The sequence below is a fragment of the Roseofilum sp. SBFL genome, from assembly GCF_017746885.1.
Lineage (GTDB): Bacteria > Cyanobacteriota > Cyanobacteriia > Cyanobacteriales > Desertifilaceae > Roseofilum.
The window spans coordinates 1-13,654 of record NZ_JAGHZH010000174.1; the positions used below are offsets into that span (position 1 = coordinate 1).

19 protein-coding genes and 1 tRNA gene are annotated in these 13,654 nt (G+C 45.6%); 4 read left to right on the forward strand and 16 right to left on the reverse strand.

Features of this window, described 5'->3' with window-relative positions; all coding sequences use genetic code 11:
- Positions 1–162 precede the first annotated feature (162 nt).
- Complete coding sequence (locus J7545_RS18510) at positions 163–375, forward strand: hypothetical protein (RefSeq protein WP_318699054.1); 213 nt, start codon at positions 163–165, stop codon at positions 373–375.
- A gap of 388 nt (positions 376–763) precedes the next feature.
- Here the strand turns inward: J7545_RS18510 and J7545_RS18515 are convergent.
- The 12 genes from J7545_RS18515 to J7545_RS18570 all read right to left on the reverse strand — a co-directional run bounded on the left by J7545_RS18515 (position 764) and on the right by J7545_RS18570 (position 9,619).
- Positions 764–836 (reverse strand) — tRNA-Thr (locus tag J7545_RS18515).
- Positions 837–1,048: 212 nt separating this feature from the next.
- Positions 1,049–1,687: a response regulator transcription factor gene (locus J7545_RS18520; protein WP_271938349.1), complete on the reverse strand. Its 639-nt coding sequence runs from the start codon at positions 1,685–1,687 to the stop codon at positions 1,049–1,051.
- Positions 1,688–1,983: 296 nt separating this feature from the next.
- Positions 1,984–2,409: a ferredoxin gene (locus J7545_RS18525; RefSeq protein ID WP_318699053.1), complete on the reverse strand. Its 426-nt coding sequence runs from the start codon at positions 2,407–2,409 to the stop codon at positions 1,984–1,986.
- A 32-nt stretch (positions 2,410–2,441) separates the two neighbouring features.
- Entirely contained in the window at positions 2,442–2,978 is a 537-nt protein-coding gene (gene minE / locus J7545_RS18530) for a cell division topological specificity factor MinE (RefSeq protein WP_318699052.1), read from the reverse strand.
- Positions 2,979–3,050: 72 nt separating this feature from the next.
- Positions 3,051–3,857 (reverse strand): septum site-determining protein MinD, encoded by an 807-nt coding sequence (minD, locus tag J7545_RS18535; RefSeq protein WP_318699051.1) that lies wholly within the window; start codon positions 3,855–3,857, stop codon positions 3,051–3,053.
- Positions 3,858–4,208: 351 nt separating this feature from the next.
- Positions 4,209–4,334 carry a hypothetical protein gene (locus tag J7545_RS18540; RefSeq protein ID WP_318699050.1) on the reverse strand — a complete coding sequence of 42 codons (126 nt, stop codon included), beginning with the start codon at positions 4,332–4,334 and terminating at the stop codon, positions 4,209–4,211.
- Positions 4,331–4,579 carry a hypothetical protein gene (locus J7545_RS18545; RefSeq protein WP_318719987.1) on the reverse strand — a complete coding sequence of 83 codons (249 nt, stop codon included), beginning with the start codon at positions 4,577–4,579 and terminating at the stop codon, positions 4,331–4,333. The genes J7545_RS18540 and J7545_RS18545 overlap by 4 nt, the downstream gene beginning before the upstream one ends.
- Before the next feature lie 278 nt (positions 4,580–4,857).
- The gene (locus J7545_RS18550) at positions 4,858–5,547 is read right to left on the reverse strand and encodes a L,D-transpeptidase (RefSeq protein WP_318699049.1); all 690 of its coding nucleotides are present in this window, start codon (positions 5,545–5,547) and stop codon (positions 4,858–4,860) included.
- A 144-nt stretch (positions 5,548–5,691) separates the two neighbouring features.
- Positions 5,692–6,282 carry a protoporphyrinogen oxidase HemJ gene (gene hemJ, locus J7545_RS18555; RefSeq protein WP_318699048.1) on the reverse strand — a complete coding sequence of 197 codons (591 nt, stop codon included), beginning with the start codon at positions 6,280–6,282 and terminating at the stop codon, positions 5,692–5,694.
- Between the two features lie 162 nt (positions 6,283–6,444).
- The gene (locus tag J7545_RS18560; RefSeq protein ID WP_318699047.1) at positions 6,445–7,716 is read right to left on the reverse strand and encodes a DUF2201 family putative metallopeptidase; all 1,272 of its coding nucleotides are present in this window, start codon (positions 7,714–7,716) and stop codon (positions 6,445–6,447) included.
- A gap of 65 nt (positions 7,717–7,781) precedes the next feature.
- A complete protein-coding gene (locus J7545_RS18565; RefSeq protein WP_318699046.1) occupies positions 7,782–8,867 on the reverse strand; it encodes an AAA family ATPase in 1,086 nt (361 codons plus the stop codon).
- Between the two features lie 23 nt (positions 8,868–8,890).
- Positions 8,891–9,619, reverse strand: a complete 729-nt coding sequence (locus tag J7545_RS18570) for a hypothetical protein (RefSeq protein ID WP_318699045.1) — start codon at positions 9,617–9,619, stop codon at positions 8,891–8,893.
- A 422-nt stretch (positions 9,620–10,041) separates the two neighbouring features.
- On the opposite strand from J7545_RS18570, the gene J7545_RS18575 reads away from it, so the two are divergent.
- A complete protein-coding gene (locus J7545_RS18575; RefSeq protein WP_271940287.1) occupies positions 10,042–10,179 on the forward strand; it encodes a photosystem II reaction center protein K in 138 nt (45 codons plus the stop codon).
- A 76-nt stretch (positions 10,180–10,255) separates the two neighbouring features.
- Here J7545_RS18575 and J7545_RS18580 read toward each other — a convergent pair whose 3' ends face one another.
- Positions 10,256–10,810 carry a glutathione S-transferase family protein gene (locus tag J7545_RS18580; RefSeq protein WP_318699044.1) on the reverse strand — a complete coding sequence of 185 codons (555 nt, stop codon included), beginning with the start codon at positions 10,808–10,810 and terminating at the stop codon, positions 10,256–10,258.
- Between the two features lie 3 nt (positions 10,811–10,813).
- A complete protein-coding gene (locus J7545_RS18585) occupies positions 10,814–11,284 on the reverse strand; it encodes a hypothetical protein (protein WP_318699043.1) in 471 nt (156 codons plus the stop codon).
- Positions 11,285–11,625: 341 nt separating this feature from the next.
- Here J7545_RS18585 and J7545_RS18590 point away from each other — a divergent pair, with 341 nt between their 5' ends.
- The gene (locus tag J7545_RS18590) at positions 11,626–12,210 is read left to right on the forward strand and encodes a tetratricopeptide repeat protein (protein ID WP_318699042.1); all 585 of its coding nucleotides are present in this window, start codon (positions 11,626–11,628) and stop codon (positions 12,208–12,210) included.
- A gap of 17 nt (positions 12,211–12,227) precedes the next feature.
- On the opposite strand, the gene J7545_RS18595 is transcribed toward J7545_RS18590, so the two are convergent.
- Positions 12,228–12,632: a hypothetical protein gene (locus J7545_RS18595; protein ID WP_318699041.1), complete on the reverse strand. Its 405-nt coding sequence runs from the start codon at positions 12,630–12,632 to the stop codon at positions 12,228–12,230.
- 144 nt (positions 12,633–12,776) lie between these two features.
- A complete protein-coding gene (gene psaM, locus J7545_RS18600) occupies positions 12,777–12,872 on the reverse strand; it encodes a photosystem I reaction center subunit XII (RefSeq protein ID WP_271940292.1) in 96 nt (31 codons plus the stop codon).
- Positions 12,873–13,166: 294 nt separating this feature from the next.
- Here psaM and J7545_RS24180 point away from each other — a divergent pair, with 294 nt between their 5' ends.
- On the forward strand, positions 13,167–13,604 hold the full coding sequence (locus J7545_RS24180) for a hypothetical protein (RefSeq protein WP_318699040.1): 438 nt from the start codon (positions 13,167–13,169) through the stop codon (positions 13,602–13,604).
- The last annotated feature ends 50 nt before the right edge of the window (positions 13,605–13,654 follow it).

Genomic DNA, 13,654 nt, shown 5'->3' on the forward strand with positions numbered 1-13,654 from the left:
GAAGTGAAGCTTAGTTAAACTCTTTCTTACATTAGATCACAAATATTGTAAAATAGGAGAATCCGATAGATTAGAAAGCAAGAAAAGCCGTCCTTTTAGGACGGGGTTTTCAACCCATTTTTCTGATAATCGGCATCACCCTCAATTACAGTGACACTGGTTATGCATATACTCCTTTCACCCGTAACAGTGGCAACAGATGTTGTGGCTATTCTCTATCCTGGTTCTGGCCACAAAAATAGAACCACTTATGTCAAGAATATTCCTTCTGAGTGGAAGGGTAATACCAAAGTTATGACCCCTGGAGGAATACAATTGGCTGGAGTCTGTTGGCTCTTTTTCTCCGATCATGCCGGGTCAATGCGAGTCAATTGATATATGTCCTGCTTGTCACCCTTAATTTTCTTCTCCGATCATGCCAGCCCATGGAGTGCCGATGGATATATATCTTCTTTGGTTACCCTAGTTGGGTTTCCAGCTTGGATGTATATCTATTCTATCACACCTTATGGTTCTCTACTTATCCATAGACAATGCTTATGTGATGGTCATGTGATGGTCATGTGATGGTCATGTGATTGATGTATTGATGAAATTCTATGGCAATGCTTTCATGGATAGATTTTCTCTATTTGCATGACCTATTTACTCCATACCCCATATTGGGGTGTTATGGTGAGTTTGTGTTGAATGTGTGCAGATAGCTGATTACAAATCAGCTTGTGCTGAGTTCGAGTCCCGAACAATAAGTATTTCTTTGAAGAGCTGGTGAGGAGACTCGAACTCCCGACAGGCTGATTACAAATCAGCTACTCTACCAACTGAGTTACACCAGCATACTCAAGATGATAATATTATATCAGAAATGATATCTCCTTGTCACGCCCTAAGTACAGAAAAGAAGGACAATCTTGATAGAGCAAGCGTTTCTAAGTGGTTTTGAGGAGTAGAATAATTGAGTGCAAGAGCGAACGTTACTTGGAACACCTAAGATACCTAAAATAAAGATGCAACCCTATGGAATCAATTTGGTGAACCCGATCCGCTCTTAAGCTAGATTATTTTCCATCGCCCAGCGAGCCAATTCGGTGCGGTTGTGCAAATTGGTTTTACCCAACATATTGGAAACATGGCTCTCTACTGTGCGCTGACTCACATTTAAGATCTCAGCAATTTCACGGTTAGAGCTGCCTTGGGCCACTTTTTGTACTACTTTTCGCTCGGTGGGAGTTAAGGTCACATCTTCAGGAACTTTGGGGAAATTCACTTCGGTATTTCCCCCTTTATACTGATGATGCATCATTCGGGATGCTTGCTTGAGAGAAGATTCTACTTGAGCTACCAGTTCTTCAGGTTCAAAGGGCTTGACCATATAGACATCAGCACCTTTACTCAATCCCTTCACTCGGTCTTGACTTTGGCCTTTAGCCGATAAAAACAGAACGGGAATCCAGGCGGTTTGCTCATCTTCACGCACTTTTTGCACGAACTCATAACCGTCCATTTCTGGCATCATAACATCACAGATAATCATGTCTGGAGTTTGATCATCCAAGATATCGAGCGCTCTTTGCCCATTTTCAGCAGTGGTGACTTCGTATCCCCGGAATTCCAAGTAATCTTGTACCAACAGAATCAGGTTGGGATCGTCGTCAATCAGAAGTAATTGCTTGTGGTCGGTCGTCATATCCGTATCCCCTATGTGAATTGACTATAAACTACCATTTCTTCAGCATATTCCTCTATTTTTGGAAAATCAATAGGGAGGATAATCTAATTTCCTCCTTGTCCCAAAATATCTTAGAGTTTTCCGAGGCTCTGAAACTCAGGGTATCCTAGGAGAACACTCGTGAATATACTTATATTGGCTGGATGGATTTTTTTGATTATAGCGTACTTTTGCGGAAATAATCAGAGAATCTCATTAAAAATTTTCGGAATTTACTGATCTTTTTTCTCTGTCTCTCAGAATTTTCGGAGAATTCATAATGAAATTACGGAAGAACCGGGCAAAGGATGGACAAGGAAGGCATAGTCTTCAACGACCTGATTGCCCAGGAGATGCTCCTGAATAATTTGCTCTATCACATCTGGAGTGCAGCTATGATACCAAACTCCATCAGGATAAACGACTAGAATAGGCCCTTTCTGGCAAACTCGTAGGCAATGACTCTTAGAGCGAAAAATACTCATTGGCCGTTCTAGAGTGGGCTGATCCAACTTCAACTCTTTCAAGCGATTTTTGAGATAATCCCAAGATTCAAGGCTCTGTTGGCGATCGCAACATTTAGGAACGCCCTGATCGGCGCAAATAAAGACATGGCGCTCAATCTGAGTTAGACCTAGTGCCTTGACACAAGCACTTAAGGAGTCAGGAGTGGGTTTTTGAGCATCAGATTCCAAGTTCATTCGTAAGACAGAGTAACACGATTAACTTTATCTTACTCAGATTTGGTCGTTTTTCGTGGTTTTTGGCTAGATTTTGGTGATAAATCAGATTTTTTAGGGGATTCTTTCGGAGGAGGGGGGGCACAAGAGTGTACGTCCTTATCCTCCTTTTCCGTTGCAGGTGAGGAACTAGCAAGGGGTTCAGAAGATTCGAGGGGAGCGTTTTCTACAAATAACTCCTCGAGTTCAGCCTCTTCTTCTTGAGAAGAAAAGATGAGAGCGCTTTGTTCCTCTGAGGCATAAGTTTCCGGTTCCGGGTCAGCCGTACTTTTAATCCGGCGAATGGGAAAATTAGCAATCAAAGCTGTAGAGCGATCGCTATTTTCAATGGCAAACTCCAGTTGTTCGTCATCAATCTCCACATACCGAGAGACCACCGCCAAAATATCATCGCGCATGGCATTCAACATCCCTGGACTAATCCCCGCTCGGTCATAGGCCAGCACCAACTTCAACCGCTGTTTTACCTCCTCGCGACTGGACTGGCGAGTTTTCCAGGGGAAAAGGCGTTCTAGAAGATCATTTAACATAGGGAGTGGGCAGTAGGGAGTGGGCAGTAGGAAATGGGCAATAGGAAATGGGGAAACCGAAATTCACCCAGCTCATCCCTTGCGGAACATCTGAAACAAGCGGCTGAAAAAATTTCCTTGGGGGGGAGCCAAATCCAAGAATGGTACTTTTTCACCTTCTAGACGGCGAGCAATATTACCATAGGCGATTCCGGGTAAAGACGACTCTCCAGCACCAGAAAGTACTAGGGGTTCCCCTCGGTTCGTAGAGACAATCACCCGTTCATCATCCGGAATGATACCCAATAGGGGAATAGCCAGGATTTCTTGCACATCCTGAACTGACATCATGTCATTGGCTTCCACCATATTCGGGCGAATGCGATTGACAATTAAGCGAATTTTGCGAATACTATTGGCTTCCAAAAGACCAATCACCCGGTCAGCATCCCGCACAGCCGCGATTTCCGGAGTCGTTACAATCAGAGCCTCTTGCGCCGCGGCGATCGCATTTTGGAATCCCATTTCAATCCCAGCCGGACAATCCACAATCGCATAATCAAAACTGGGACTCAAGCGATGAATCAACTTGGCCATTTGATCGGGAGTAATGGCATCTTTGGTGCGATTTTGGGCCGCTGGTAACAGCACCAACTTTGACTGGCGCTTATCTCGTACCAAAGCTTGTTCTAGACGGCACTCTCCAGCTATTACTTCTACTGCTGTATAGACAATACGGTTTTCCAAACCTAAGAGCAAATCCAAATTTCTCAAGCCAAAATCGGCATCAACCAGGACGACTCGTCGTCCCCGTTGAGCCAGAGCCATTCCTAAATTTGCGGTACAAGTGGTTTTACCCACTCCTCCCTTTCCTGATGTAACGACGATAATACGGCTCATGATGGCGATTTCTTTGGCAGGGTCACGGCAGTTGATTATAGCAAGGCCCTTTAGCCTTTTAACAGATTTAATTAAACTTTGCTCATCGGCTGCTCTCGAGTCTGTTGTTCCCTCTCCCTATGCCCCCATCCTCCCATCACAGCGCTTTGCGCTGTATATTTCATCGGGGTTGGGTATGGGTTATTGAATCATATTATTGGGAATTTCTTTTAACCAATGATCTAGCTGTTCTTGGTGAAAATGGGGCATACCAAGGCTAATTTAACTCAATTCATCCTTGAATCTTTATCTACTGGGATCTTGTTCTGGCCATTTGATATTTTTCAGTGGTACGATACAGTTCCCACGAAATTATCGGCAAGATTCGGGAATGCGATCGCGAGTGGCGGACTGCCACCAAGACAAGCGCGCAGCTTCTAGAGTGTTCGGACTATCGCGCCAGTTTTTCGAGACAACTCCCAAGTAAATTTCACTCATTTCATCGGTCGATTGCCAACCCCAGCGTACATCGAGCGGCGGTTTATTGGGATTGGATGAATTTTGAGGGGAGTTGTCATAGCGAAACCAAGCATCAATGCGACTGCCGCAGCCCCGGGTTGAAAGTCGATCATCGGCGAATGTTGTGCAGCGCTGAGTTTAGCGCATCTGATCGCCGTCATGAGAAGAATGAAAATAAAGATCGTGGCGCGAATGTAAGGTTTGTTGAAATTAACAGGGCGCATGGGTTTTAACTCAATGGAGGTTAGCCATGGGATGTGGCAATCAAGTATAGATCCAAGGCGATCGCGGACTAGATGCGTTTTACTATTGATGTTGTTTTGCCTCGAATAAGACAGATATGTATCGTAACTTAACAAAAATTAACTGTTGGTTCAAATCTTGCACCCAAATCTGACAAATATGCTAGTATTTACAGAGTTACACGTAGAAATTCGGTGTTAGACCACAAGTTCTAGAACCTATTCTGCTTGAGGGAATTATTCTGCAATACGGATTCATTTTACTGTATAACTTCTACCGTTGTTCCAGGTTGGATTGCACGATATAGTTCATCAACATCTTTGTTTTTCAGGGAAATGCAGCCTAATGTCCAATTATTTTTGCGATCGATGAGATCGTCACGGCCTGATGGTACACCATGAATACCAATTTCTCCGCCAATTGTGGCGCTAACTGGGATAAGTCCTTGTTGTTTAGCTTGTAAATGTTTGCGCCAAGAGTTGGCATTAGGATAATCTAACCAAATGAATTTAGACCAATCCGAATGAGGATACAGATCTCGTACCTTAAAAATGCCTTCAGGAGTTTTGAGATCGCCTTCTCGAAGCTTATCTCCAGTCGGATTACCCCCCAAAACAACGGGATAGGATTTAATGGGTTGGCGATCGTAATAAAGGGTAAGAGTGCCTTGAGATTTTTCAATAAGAATTGAGGTTTTACTCGTGTCGATTGTTCCAGTATTAAGAATATCAAAGATAGTACGATTATAGTTTAATAATTGACTATAATCAGGAGTCGAATGCAGAGGTTGAGAATGTTCCACATTAGCCAAAATTCCCCACAAATTATTGAGCGGAAAAAGATAACCTCGTTTGATCAGGAGAAAACAAACAATACTGCCTGATAACAATAAAAAAACAAGCCAACCCATCGCTTTTTTGTTGGCTTTTTTAATACGATTGTCAATCATAATCGATTTTCTAGCGCTTTACACGTTATATCACATTGTTTGTTTTTTGTCAATTACAATCGTCGATCGCGATCGCCTCTTCCCATTTCCCTAAAGACAAGGCATCTCTTGTCTTTAGGGGGTTTCGGGTCATCTAAGATTAGGTTAACCTGCTGATGAAGCCGATGTTTTTTGTTCAATCCGTTCCAACATTTTTTCCTTATCTTGGCGACGTTTCTTCGCATAAAGTTGAATCGCAGCTACCATCGACACAACCAGCCCAAAAATTAGCCAAGTTGTTAAATCTAAAGGTAAACTTCCCTTAAATACAGCCAAAAGAACGATAACAACTAACAACACTGTTGGGGCTTCATTTAAAGCGCGAAATTGTTGACCTGTCCAGTTGCATTCACCAGATGCTAACCGTTTCATAATGCGTCCACAATAGAAATGATAGGCCAGTAACGCAGTAACCAGAGCTAGTTTAATATGTAGCCAACCCGACTTTAAAATTTCCGGTTCTGTAGAGATCAAACCAATCGCCATTGCCACTGTAACGGCCATTCCAGGCATGGTAATAATATGATAGAGGCGCTTTTCCATAATTTCGTATTGTGCCTTGAGAATGGTTTGTGCCGGTTCATCTCGTTCTGAGGCTTCAGCATGGTAAACAAAGAGACGAACTAAATAAAACAAGCCTGCAAACCAGACCACAACACCGATCAGGTGGAATGCTTTAAACCAAAAATAAGCCATAAAAGGTGTTCTTATCGAGCAACTCATCAAGGCGAGTTTAAGATTTCTCTTGGGTCAACAGGGCGATCGCGTAACAAAAGTTAATATACTTTATTCAGCATTTCTTCTCTTTGCACAGTATTTGCCTCAAAAGATAAATACTCTCGTTAACGTCAGTTTTGGTTAAGCGATCGCAGCACTAGCCTTAATGTAAGCCCCCTGCCCCAAATGCTGTAGATTCGGATAACAACTCCGGTAATTCTCCTCGCTTACAAATAACCACAGAATACGAGTCCGCCGATTCTGTGGCGGTGAGGGGCAAGGAGCATAACCATCCGTGTAAATAATTAGTCCATCGTAATCCCGATATTCCTCCAGATACGCCACAACTGGGTCAAAATTTGTCCCGCCTCGTCCGGTTAATTGCACTTCCTTTTTGGCGCGGCGGAACGTCATCACATCGGCGGTAATCTTGGTATCAAATTGGATCACATCGATCGCCGGCACGCCATAGTTAAAAAAGCGATTCACCACCGAAAACCCCTGCTGTAGCTCCTTTGTCCCCATGGAGCCGCTCACATCAATGGCAAAGAGTAAACGGGTGCTAAACTCGCGACGACTACCCATATAGGCGAACCCATACCGGCGATTCGGCTTCATGCGGGTTAGCCTGCGCTGTTGGCTGAGGATAGAGGTGCGAAACTTGCGTAAAACTGCCCGATAGTCGAGTTTTGGGTGCAGATTCGCCAAAATCCGTTCGCGCAACTTGCCGCCAATGCTGCCCCAACTGTCATTGGCTTGAGCCATTCTCACTAGCTCGTCTAGGCGATCGCTCAACAATTCATCTCGATCCCACTGGTCAGTATTTTCCACACCGATCGAGTTTGTGTCAGTATAAATCGCGAGTAAATTTGAGGGGCGATCGCTGGGGGTTGAAGTCGGTTTAGATTCAGAAGAGCCAGGAGAGCTGGATGCAAGTGCAGCATTCGCTTCCCCCATGCCTACTCCTGGCACTCCAGAGGCTGCTCCCTGTGGATTGGAGGACTGTTGGTCGAGCAATTTGTGGTAATAAAACTCGAAGAATTGCTGGTCATAGTTGCGATCGCTAAAGACATCCCGCGCCCGAGGAAATGGCAACTCGGTTTGCAAGTATTCCTGAAGCGTTAAATTGCTAGCAGCATAGCTAATTGCGGAGTGGGCTTGGCGACGACTGTAGGGGTGTTTGAGCAGAATCCGTAGGGCTTCAAAGCGCAGGGTGGCTTCTAGGTGGCGATCGCTCAACTGCTGAATAAACTCCGGATTGTACTCAATTCGTCCCCGTTGCACGCGAATCGTTTGGATGCGTGGCTCGGAGACCAAAGCGTGACTCGTCCAAGTCGCCAGCAACAGCGGCTCGACGAGCAGCCACTTTTCCACAATTCGAGCAATACGGTGACGGGCAATCGGTTTCATCATAATAATAGATCGTACAGAGATTAAAAGAGGTTGGAGAAACCGGGTTTCTGGCGAACGATTGGGGTTCAAACCTCGATCGCCTCTAAATACTCCGACAAAAAGTCAATCAGATCCATCGATTCAGCCACAAATCCCATGGCATCGCTAAATTTGGGCCCCTGAACCAGAGAGGAAAAATGAGCGATCGCCTCCCGTTGTTTGGCTTTGGCGAGATACTGGAGATATTTCAACAGATTCTTGCGGGCATTCTCTGCTTTATTGTTGGGGCAATGGCCAGCATTGAGCCAGAGTAAAACCCGTTCATTCAAACTGGCAAAATCCTGAATTTCCAGGTCTTTAAGCTGTTTGGAATGTTTAGCAAACTGCAACAGCAGTTGTTCGGGAGTCAAACCCCTTTGGGTAGCCAGGCTTTGGCGAAAGGTGATACTGGCGCGAGTCCCCACCATACCGGCAATCAGTTTGAAGTGAATGTCCTCCAGCTTTGTATGATTGCGAACAAAATTCGCAACTTTCACCCAAGCGCGGCGATCGGGGGTTTTGACGAGTCCGGCGGTGGCGATCGCCATATCCGCATCGGGATTGTCGCCATCGAGATAGTCTGGATGCTGTTGGATAAAGGTTAACACCCGCGCATCGATATTGCGATCGGAAGCCCAGAGCAGCCAATCTTCCACTGTCGGCGCAAACTCGTAGAGATTAAACCGCGACACCAGCGCCGGATCGAGTTCTGTCAGTTGATATTCTTCTCCCGCATTCACCGCAGCAATCACAATACTGCCAGAAGGTAGCGCTCTACCGGCTAAAGTTTTGTTCAGAGTCAGGTCTTGAACGGCTTGCAAAATTTCGGGTCGGGCGCGGTTAAGCTCGTCTAGGAAGAGCACCACGGGGCGATCAGGTTCCGGCCACCAGTAGGGCGGTAAAAACACCGATCGCCCAGTTTTCTCGTCTTTGTGCAACAAGCCAATCAAATCCCCCGGATCGCTCATTTGACCCAAAAAGAACGGGATTACTGGCAGATTCTGGCGCTGACTGTAGAAATGGCTAATCATTTCCGATTTGCCAATACCATGCTTGCCCACCAGGAGGATATTTTGCTCCGGTGGAGTTAGTTCCAGAACTTGATAGAGTTCCCTCGCATCAATACGAATCATTGTCTTCGACCTTTACCCTTTCACTACAAATCCTGATGACGAATCCAGCTAGAGCGGCCGTAGCCCCGCTTAAGACGAGTTGTAAAACGAACACCACTGTTGTAAGTCTCGCGCAGAGCCTGAATTGCGGTTCGCAATTTGGGTAAAACTTCCTTGAACTGGTTAAAGGGAATCAAAATGGCAAAATAGTCGTTGTTGTCAGACAGACGAATAATCAGCTTGAGCTTAACGGTATCGACTTCGGTGGCAAAGTCAAATTGATCTTCCTTAGCAATTTTACGCACCTGAGCCAAGATAGCTTGCACTTTCAAGTCTTTCTGTTTTTGGCGCTTGGCAGCTTGTGCTTTTTGCCGGTCAACCCTCTGGAAAAATGCTTGGATCAGGGCAACCATCTCACTCAGGTCTGAAACGGGGGCGGGCGATCGCTCTCCCCCTAACTCTACCCAGAGCTGTTGCTCCGGACTCATGAACAGATGTAAATGGGTGTGATTTCGATACCAACGCTCGCTGGATTCTTCGAGTAAAATACAACAACAGAGGGTATTGCTGGGGGTCTGCTCTGTACTTGATCTTCTTTGAAAACGATGGTAATGGTGACAGTTATTATGCCGCTCTGCGCCGGCGAGAGGCTCAACTCGCGCCAACAAGTCTTCTGCTAGATCTTTAGCCTGTTCGAGATTAACGCTAAGGGGTTTTGTCCCGGATATATTCTCCCGGAGGAGCTTTTGCAAACTTCGTGATGTGATGGACATAAGATAAACGACCTTCTTTCACTCAGATTCGGCAATTTTGCGCACAAAGCGACTCCACAGGAGTATCGCCACCAACCCACTTTCGATTATATCGACTCGCGATCGATTTTATCTTGAGCAAAGGAGCTTATCCCTGGGAATTATGGGGTTCCTGGTGTTGGCAGCGTAATGCCAAACAGAATAGCGAAAACTTTCTGTAACTGATTATTCGGCTTTGGTAATATCAAAGCCGATTGCCACCTGGTCATTCTCAGCAAATTTAATTATGAAATAGTATCTAAAAAAACTATTGTTTTTCCTGCATGGGCTATTCAGCCCTGAGCATTGACTTCATGCCCTATTCCCTGGTGCGGCAGTATATGTTAATATTTTTTTCAATTCTGAAAATCATGCCCCGTACTGTTGGAGAGGAAAACACACTTATGGAAGCAGCACTGCTGTTGGCAAAATTACCTGAAGCCTATTCAGCCTTTAGCCCACTAATCGATGTTTTGCCTGTAATTCCTATCTTTTTCTTACTGCTGGCCTTTGTTTGGCAAGCAGCAGTTGGGTTTAAATAGAGTTTAAGATAAATGTAATATCAGAAACATTTATTTCCCTAGAGACAGGTTTTAAGCCTGTCTCATTTTTATGCATCTAGCGTTTACCAAGGGTATTTTGGAAAGCGGGACGTTGGGATAAACGCTGGATGTACTCCGTAATGGCTGGATACTCACTCAAATCAAGCTTGAGCATCACAGGCATATAGAAGAGAAGCGATCCGACTGCCACATCAGCGACGGTAAACCGATCGCTGAGTAAAAAGGGTTGAGCTTGTAGACGTTGATTCAGGGGAGGCATAAAATCCGCCAAGGCGCGATCGCGGGATGCTTCAATAAACACCCCTGGGCCCAAACTAGCATTGGCAAAGATCGTCCACTGGTTCATCTGTGCGATCTCTTGCACCGATCCCTGAGCATTGCCATACTGGAGAGCCAGATACATTAAAATTGCCCCAGATTCCCAAATGGTAAAGTCGCCATCTACGAGGGCAGGCACTTTCCCCATGGGATGAATTGCTAAATAGTCCGGTTTCTTATGTTCTTTCCCTTGAATGTCCACAGCAATCAATTCATAGGGAACACCCAGTTCCTCTAAATACCACTGAACTAAAGTTCCACGAGTTCGCGGGCCACCATAGAGTTTGATCATTCCTTAAAGTACCTTATGGGTATGTTCGTGTTGTTTTACATTATCTTCTGTGCGAACCACATTCGTCATATTTAAAACTCGCTTGCGCTCCGTGGAAAAGTTAAAATCCTGATGACAAGTGCCGATGGGAATTTTAGCTTTAGCACGTTCATGACTAGGAACCTTATAACTGCGAACAGCGGCGATCGCCCGTTCCACAAACTCGTCACAGAACTGGGGCTTCTCTGGGAACTCGGTCGGTTTTTGGGGGGTCTGATGGATCAGTACCGTACCTAATGTGGTTCCCAAGGCCATTTCATAGGAGGTGGGAATTCCCTTAAATAAAGCTTCTAGAGCGGCTGAAGGGATCGGTTCTATTACTTTGACCGGATAGACCTCTCCATCTTCCTTAATAAAGCAAGTGGCCAAGCCAACGACTAAATAATCATCCCCGGATACATCGGGGGCATTGGGATAGGTTTGTTCAGCAGTCATAAGGGTGAGGGATATAAATCAATGGATTGGATATCAACCTAACTAGGAGGAAGCAAGAGTTTAAGCGCTCTCCCAAACCGAAAGTAACAGAGACCTCGATCGGCGCACCCCGCTATTCCATATGTTGCATCTTACCATTAGCCACCTGAGTAACTGGTACATTCGCACTTTTTCCGTCAGGATTTCCCCCTTACAGTGAAGGTATCAAAGATAAAGTACAGTCAGTCATTAAGGTACAGTTCATGGGCATCAATCTTTCTACTTCTAGTGTTGATTCTTTCGGAGGTTTATATCTAAGGCAACCTAAACCGATAACAGAAAGACCCCCTGTTAATCGAAAATTGAGCCAACAAGCTAAAACTCGCTTAGAACAAGGGGACTATTTAGGAGCGATTGACCTGTTAACTTGTCTGATTGAATCCGATCCCACTTGTGCCGATCACTACAATAATCGCGGATATGCCTATTTTCAGGATGGAGAGGTGGAAGAGGCGATCGCCGACTATAGCCAAGCGATCCAACTGAATCCTACACTCGATCGAGCGTATAATAATCGTGCCAATGCCTACGCTCGCCTAGGAGATCTCTACGCTGCTCTGCTCGACTACGATCAAACGTTAGATTTAAATCCCTTAAAAATCCAAGCTTGGATTAACCGAGGCATTACCTTTAGACAACTTCAGATTTATGAACTTGCTCTCGATAACCTGGACTTTGCCCTGCGTCTGGGTCGTTTAGAAGGCTATATTTATGCCGAACGAGGACGCACCTATCATCTGATGGGAGATTGGAATTGGGCGATCGCCGACTACCAAAGAGCGATCGACTCCTTCCAAAATGCTCCCCAGCTCTCAGGAGCCGAACAACGCCAATATCAACGGGTTCTGCATTGGAAAGACCAACTGCTCAAACCCCTTGCAGAATAAGGGATTTCCAGAATGAATTATCGATCTACCCGCTCCTTTTTCCAAACCACAGAACGTTTTTGCGGATCGATCCGGTGACTTTGTTCAGCCATCACTTGCTTCGCTTGCTCGGGATCGAAAGATCGGTCAAAATCTTGTTGTAGTTGAGTGACTCGGTCTTGAGTTTGCTGAACTTGGATCTCGACAATTTCTAACTTTTCTTCTACCGATCGATGATAGGGAATCAGGCGCATCACTGCCCCAGTTGCGATCGCGACCAAAACCAGATTCACACTTAACTTCATCATTGTTTCCCAGGCGATCGCTGCAGCTAAGGGAGAGGAGCGACGACGCGATCTTTGGCGCTGGTTCCGCATCCGACGACGATCCAATGGATTAACGGAATGAGGGGGTCTCTGGGGGGTTGGCTCACTAGCAAGCATGGGCGTTTTAGAGGATTACAGCGCAACAAAAATTTATGCCCTGATAATACACCTTAGAGTTCACCCTAACCGCCCATTCTCAAAAGTTTTTTCCGTATTCCCCCCAGAATTCTCAAAGACCCTTGATTAACAGGGACTTCAACCTTACTTATACAGTTCGGTAGAGAGGCGGAAAGCTAAGATTCCTGGGATTAAAGCCAGAACTAGAGCCACAAATACTTGAGTATCTGATAAAGCCATGATCAAGAACTCCTGTTAAACATAGGTTTGTTCAACACTGTTGCTTAAATTGCCCTCTAGGGGAATAGGTTTGTTACATACCGTAACATTTTAGAATAGCCCAAACCCCCAGGGGAAACCAGAAGCCGGGTTTCTTCCTTCTCCTTGCGTCAGTCTCCTGCACCTAGGCAGAAACCCGGTTTCTTTCCCCCGCCAACCGTCCCCAAAATTGGACTGGGTACTATACTAAAGTGGGGCATATCCACCCACCACCCAATCATTTTTAATTTTTAATTTTTAATTTTTAATTGAACCATGCCACAAGTGCTTGCGGGTCATCACCAGATAGAACGGAAACTGAGCGAGGGAGGATTTGGCATAACGTACCTCGCCAGAGATAGCCACCGTCCGGGACATCCTCTCTGTGTGGTAAAACAGCTCAAGCTCCAGTTTAATAACCCCCAAGGTCTGAAAGTGGCGAAACGGTTATTTGACCAGGAAGGGGAAATTTTAGAAGAATTGGGAAATCACGATCAAACCCCGCGCCTGTTGGCATTTGTGGCAGAAGGAGGACAATTTTATCTGGTTCAGGAATATATCCACGGTAGAACCCTTTCCAGAGGTGGAACCGCAACCAAGTCCAGAACCGCAACCGGTAGTGGAAGCGCCACCCGAACCCGAACCGGAACCACAGCCAGAACCCGAACCGCCTCCAGAACCAGAGGAACCCCAACTGCCCATCTTCCGGTTTGAAGTCGTGACAGTGAACCGACGGGGAGAAATTATTGCACGGGAAAATCGGC

Bases quoted from the DNA above. Each gene is read 5' to 3' on its own strand.
- J7545_RS18570 (WP_318699045.1), bottom strand. From the start codon at position 9,619: ATGTCCATCACATCACGAAGTTTGCAAAAGCTCCTCCGGGAGAATATA.
- J7545_RS18550 (WP_318699049.1), bottom strand. From the start codon at position 5,547: ATGATTGACAATCGTATTAAAAAAGCCAACAAAAAAGCGATGGGTTGG.
- J7545_RS18540 (WP_318699050.1), bottom strand. From the start codon at position 4,334: ATGAGTGAAATTTACTTGGGAGTTGTCTCGAAAAACTGGCGCGATAGT.
- J7545_RS18560 (WP_318699047.1), bottom strand. From the start codon at position 7,716: ATGATGAAACCGATTGCCCGTCACCGTATTGCTCGAATTGTGGAAAAG.
- J7545_RS18595 (WP_318699041.1), bottom strand. From the start codon at position 12,632: ATGCTTGCTAGTGAGCCAACCCCCCAGAGACCCCCTCATTCCGTTAAT.
- minE (WP_318699052.1), bottom strand. From the start codon at position 2,978: ATGTTAAATGATCTTCTAGAACGCCTTTTCCCCTGGAAAACTCGCCAG.
- minD (WP_318699051.1), bottom strand. From the start codon at position 3,857: ATGAGCCGTATTATCGTCGTTACATCAGGAAAGGGAGGAGTGGGTAAA.
- J7545_RS18510 (WP_318699054.1), top strand. From the start codon at position 163: ATGCATATACTCCTTTCACCCGTAACAGTGGCAACAGATGTTGTGGCT.
- J7545_RS18525 (WP_318699053.1), bottom strand. From the start codon at position 2,409: ATGAACTTGGAATCTGATGCTCAAAAACCCACTCCTGACTCCTTAAGT.
- J7545_RS18545 (WP_318719987.1), bottom strand. From the start codon at position 4,579: ATGCGCCCTGTTAATTTCAACAAACCTTACATTCGCGCCACGATCTTT.
- hemJ (WP_318699048.1), bottom strand. From the start codon at position 6,282: ATGGCTTATTTTTGGTTTAAAGCATTCCACCTGATCGGTGTTGTGGTC.
- psaM (WP_271940292.1), bottom strand. From the start codon at position 12,872: ATGGCTTTATCAGATACTCAAGTATTTGTGGCTCTAGTTCTGGCTTTA.
- J7545_RS18585 (WP_318699043.1), bottom strand. From the start codon at position 11,284: ATGACTGCTGAACAAACCTATCCCAATGCCCCCGATGTATCCGGGGAT.
- J7545_RS18580 (WP_318699044.1), bottom strand. From the start codon at position 10,810: ATGATCAAACTCTATGGTGGCCCGCGAACTCGTGGAACTTTAGTTCAG.
- J7545_RS18575 (WP_271940287.1), top strand. From the start codon at position 10,042: ATGGAAGCAGCACTGCTGTTGGCAAAATTACCTGAAGCCTATTCAGCC.
- J7545_RS18520 (WP_271938349.1), bottom strand. From the start codon at position 1,687: ATGACGACCGACCACAAGCAATTACTTCTGATTGACGACGATCCCAAC.
- J7545_RS18565 (WP_318699046.1), bottom strand. From the start codon at position 8,867: ATGATTCGTATTGATGCGAGGGAACTCTATCAAGTTCTGGAACTAACT.
- J7545_RS24180 (WP_318699040.1), top strand. From the start codon at position 13,167: ATGCCACAAGTGCTTGCGGGTCATCACCAGATAGAACGGAAACTGAGC.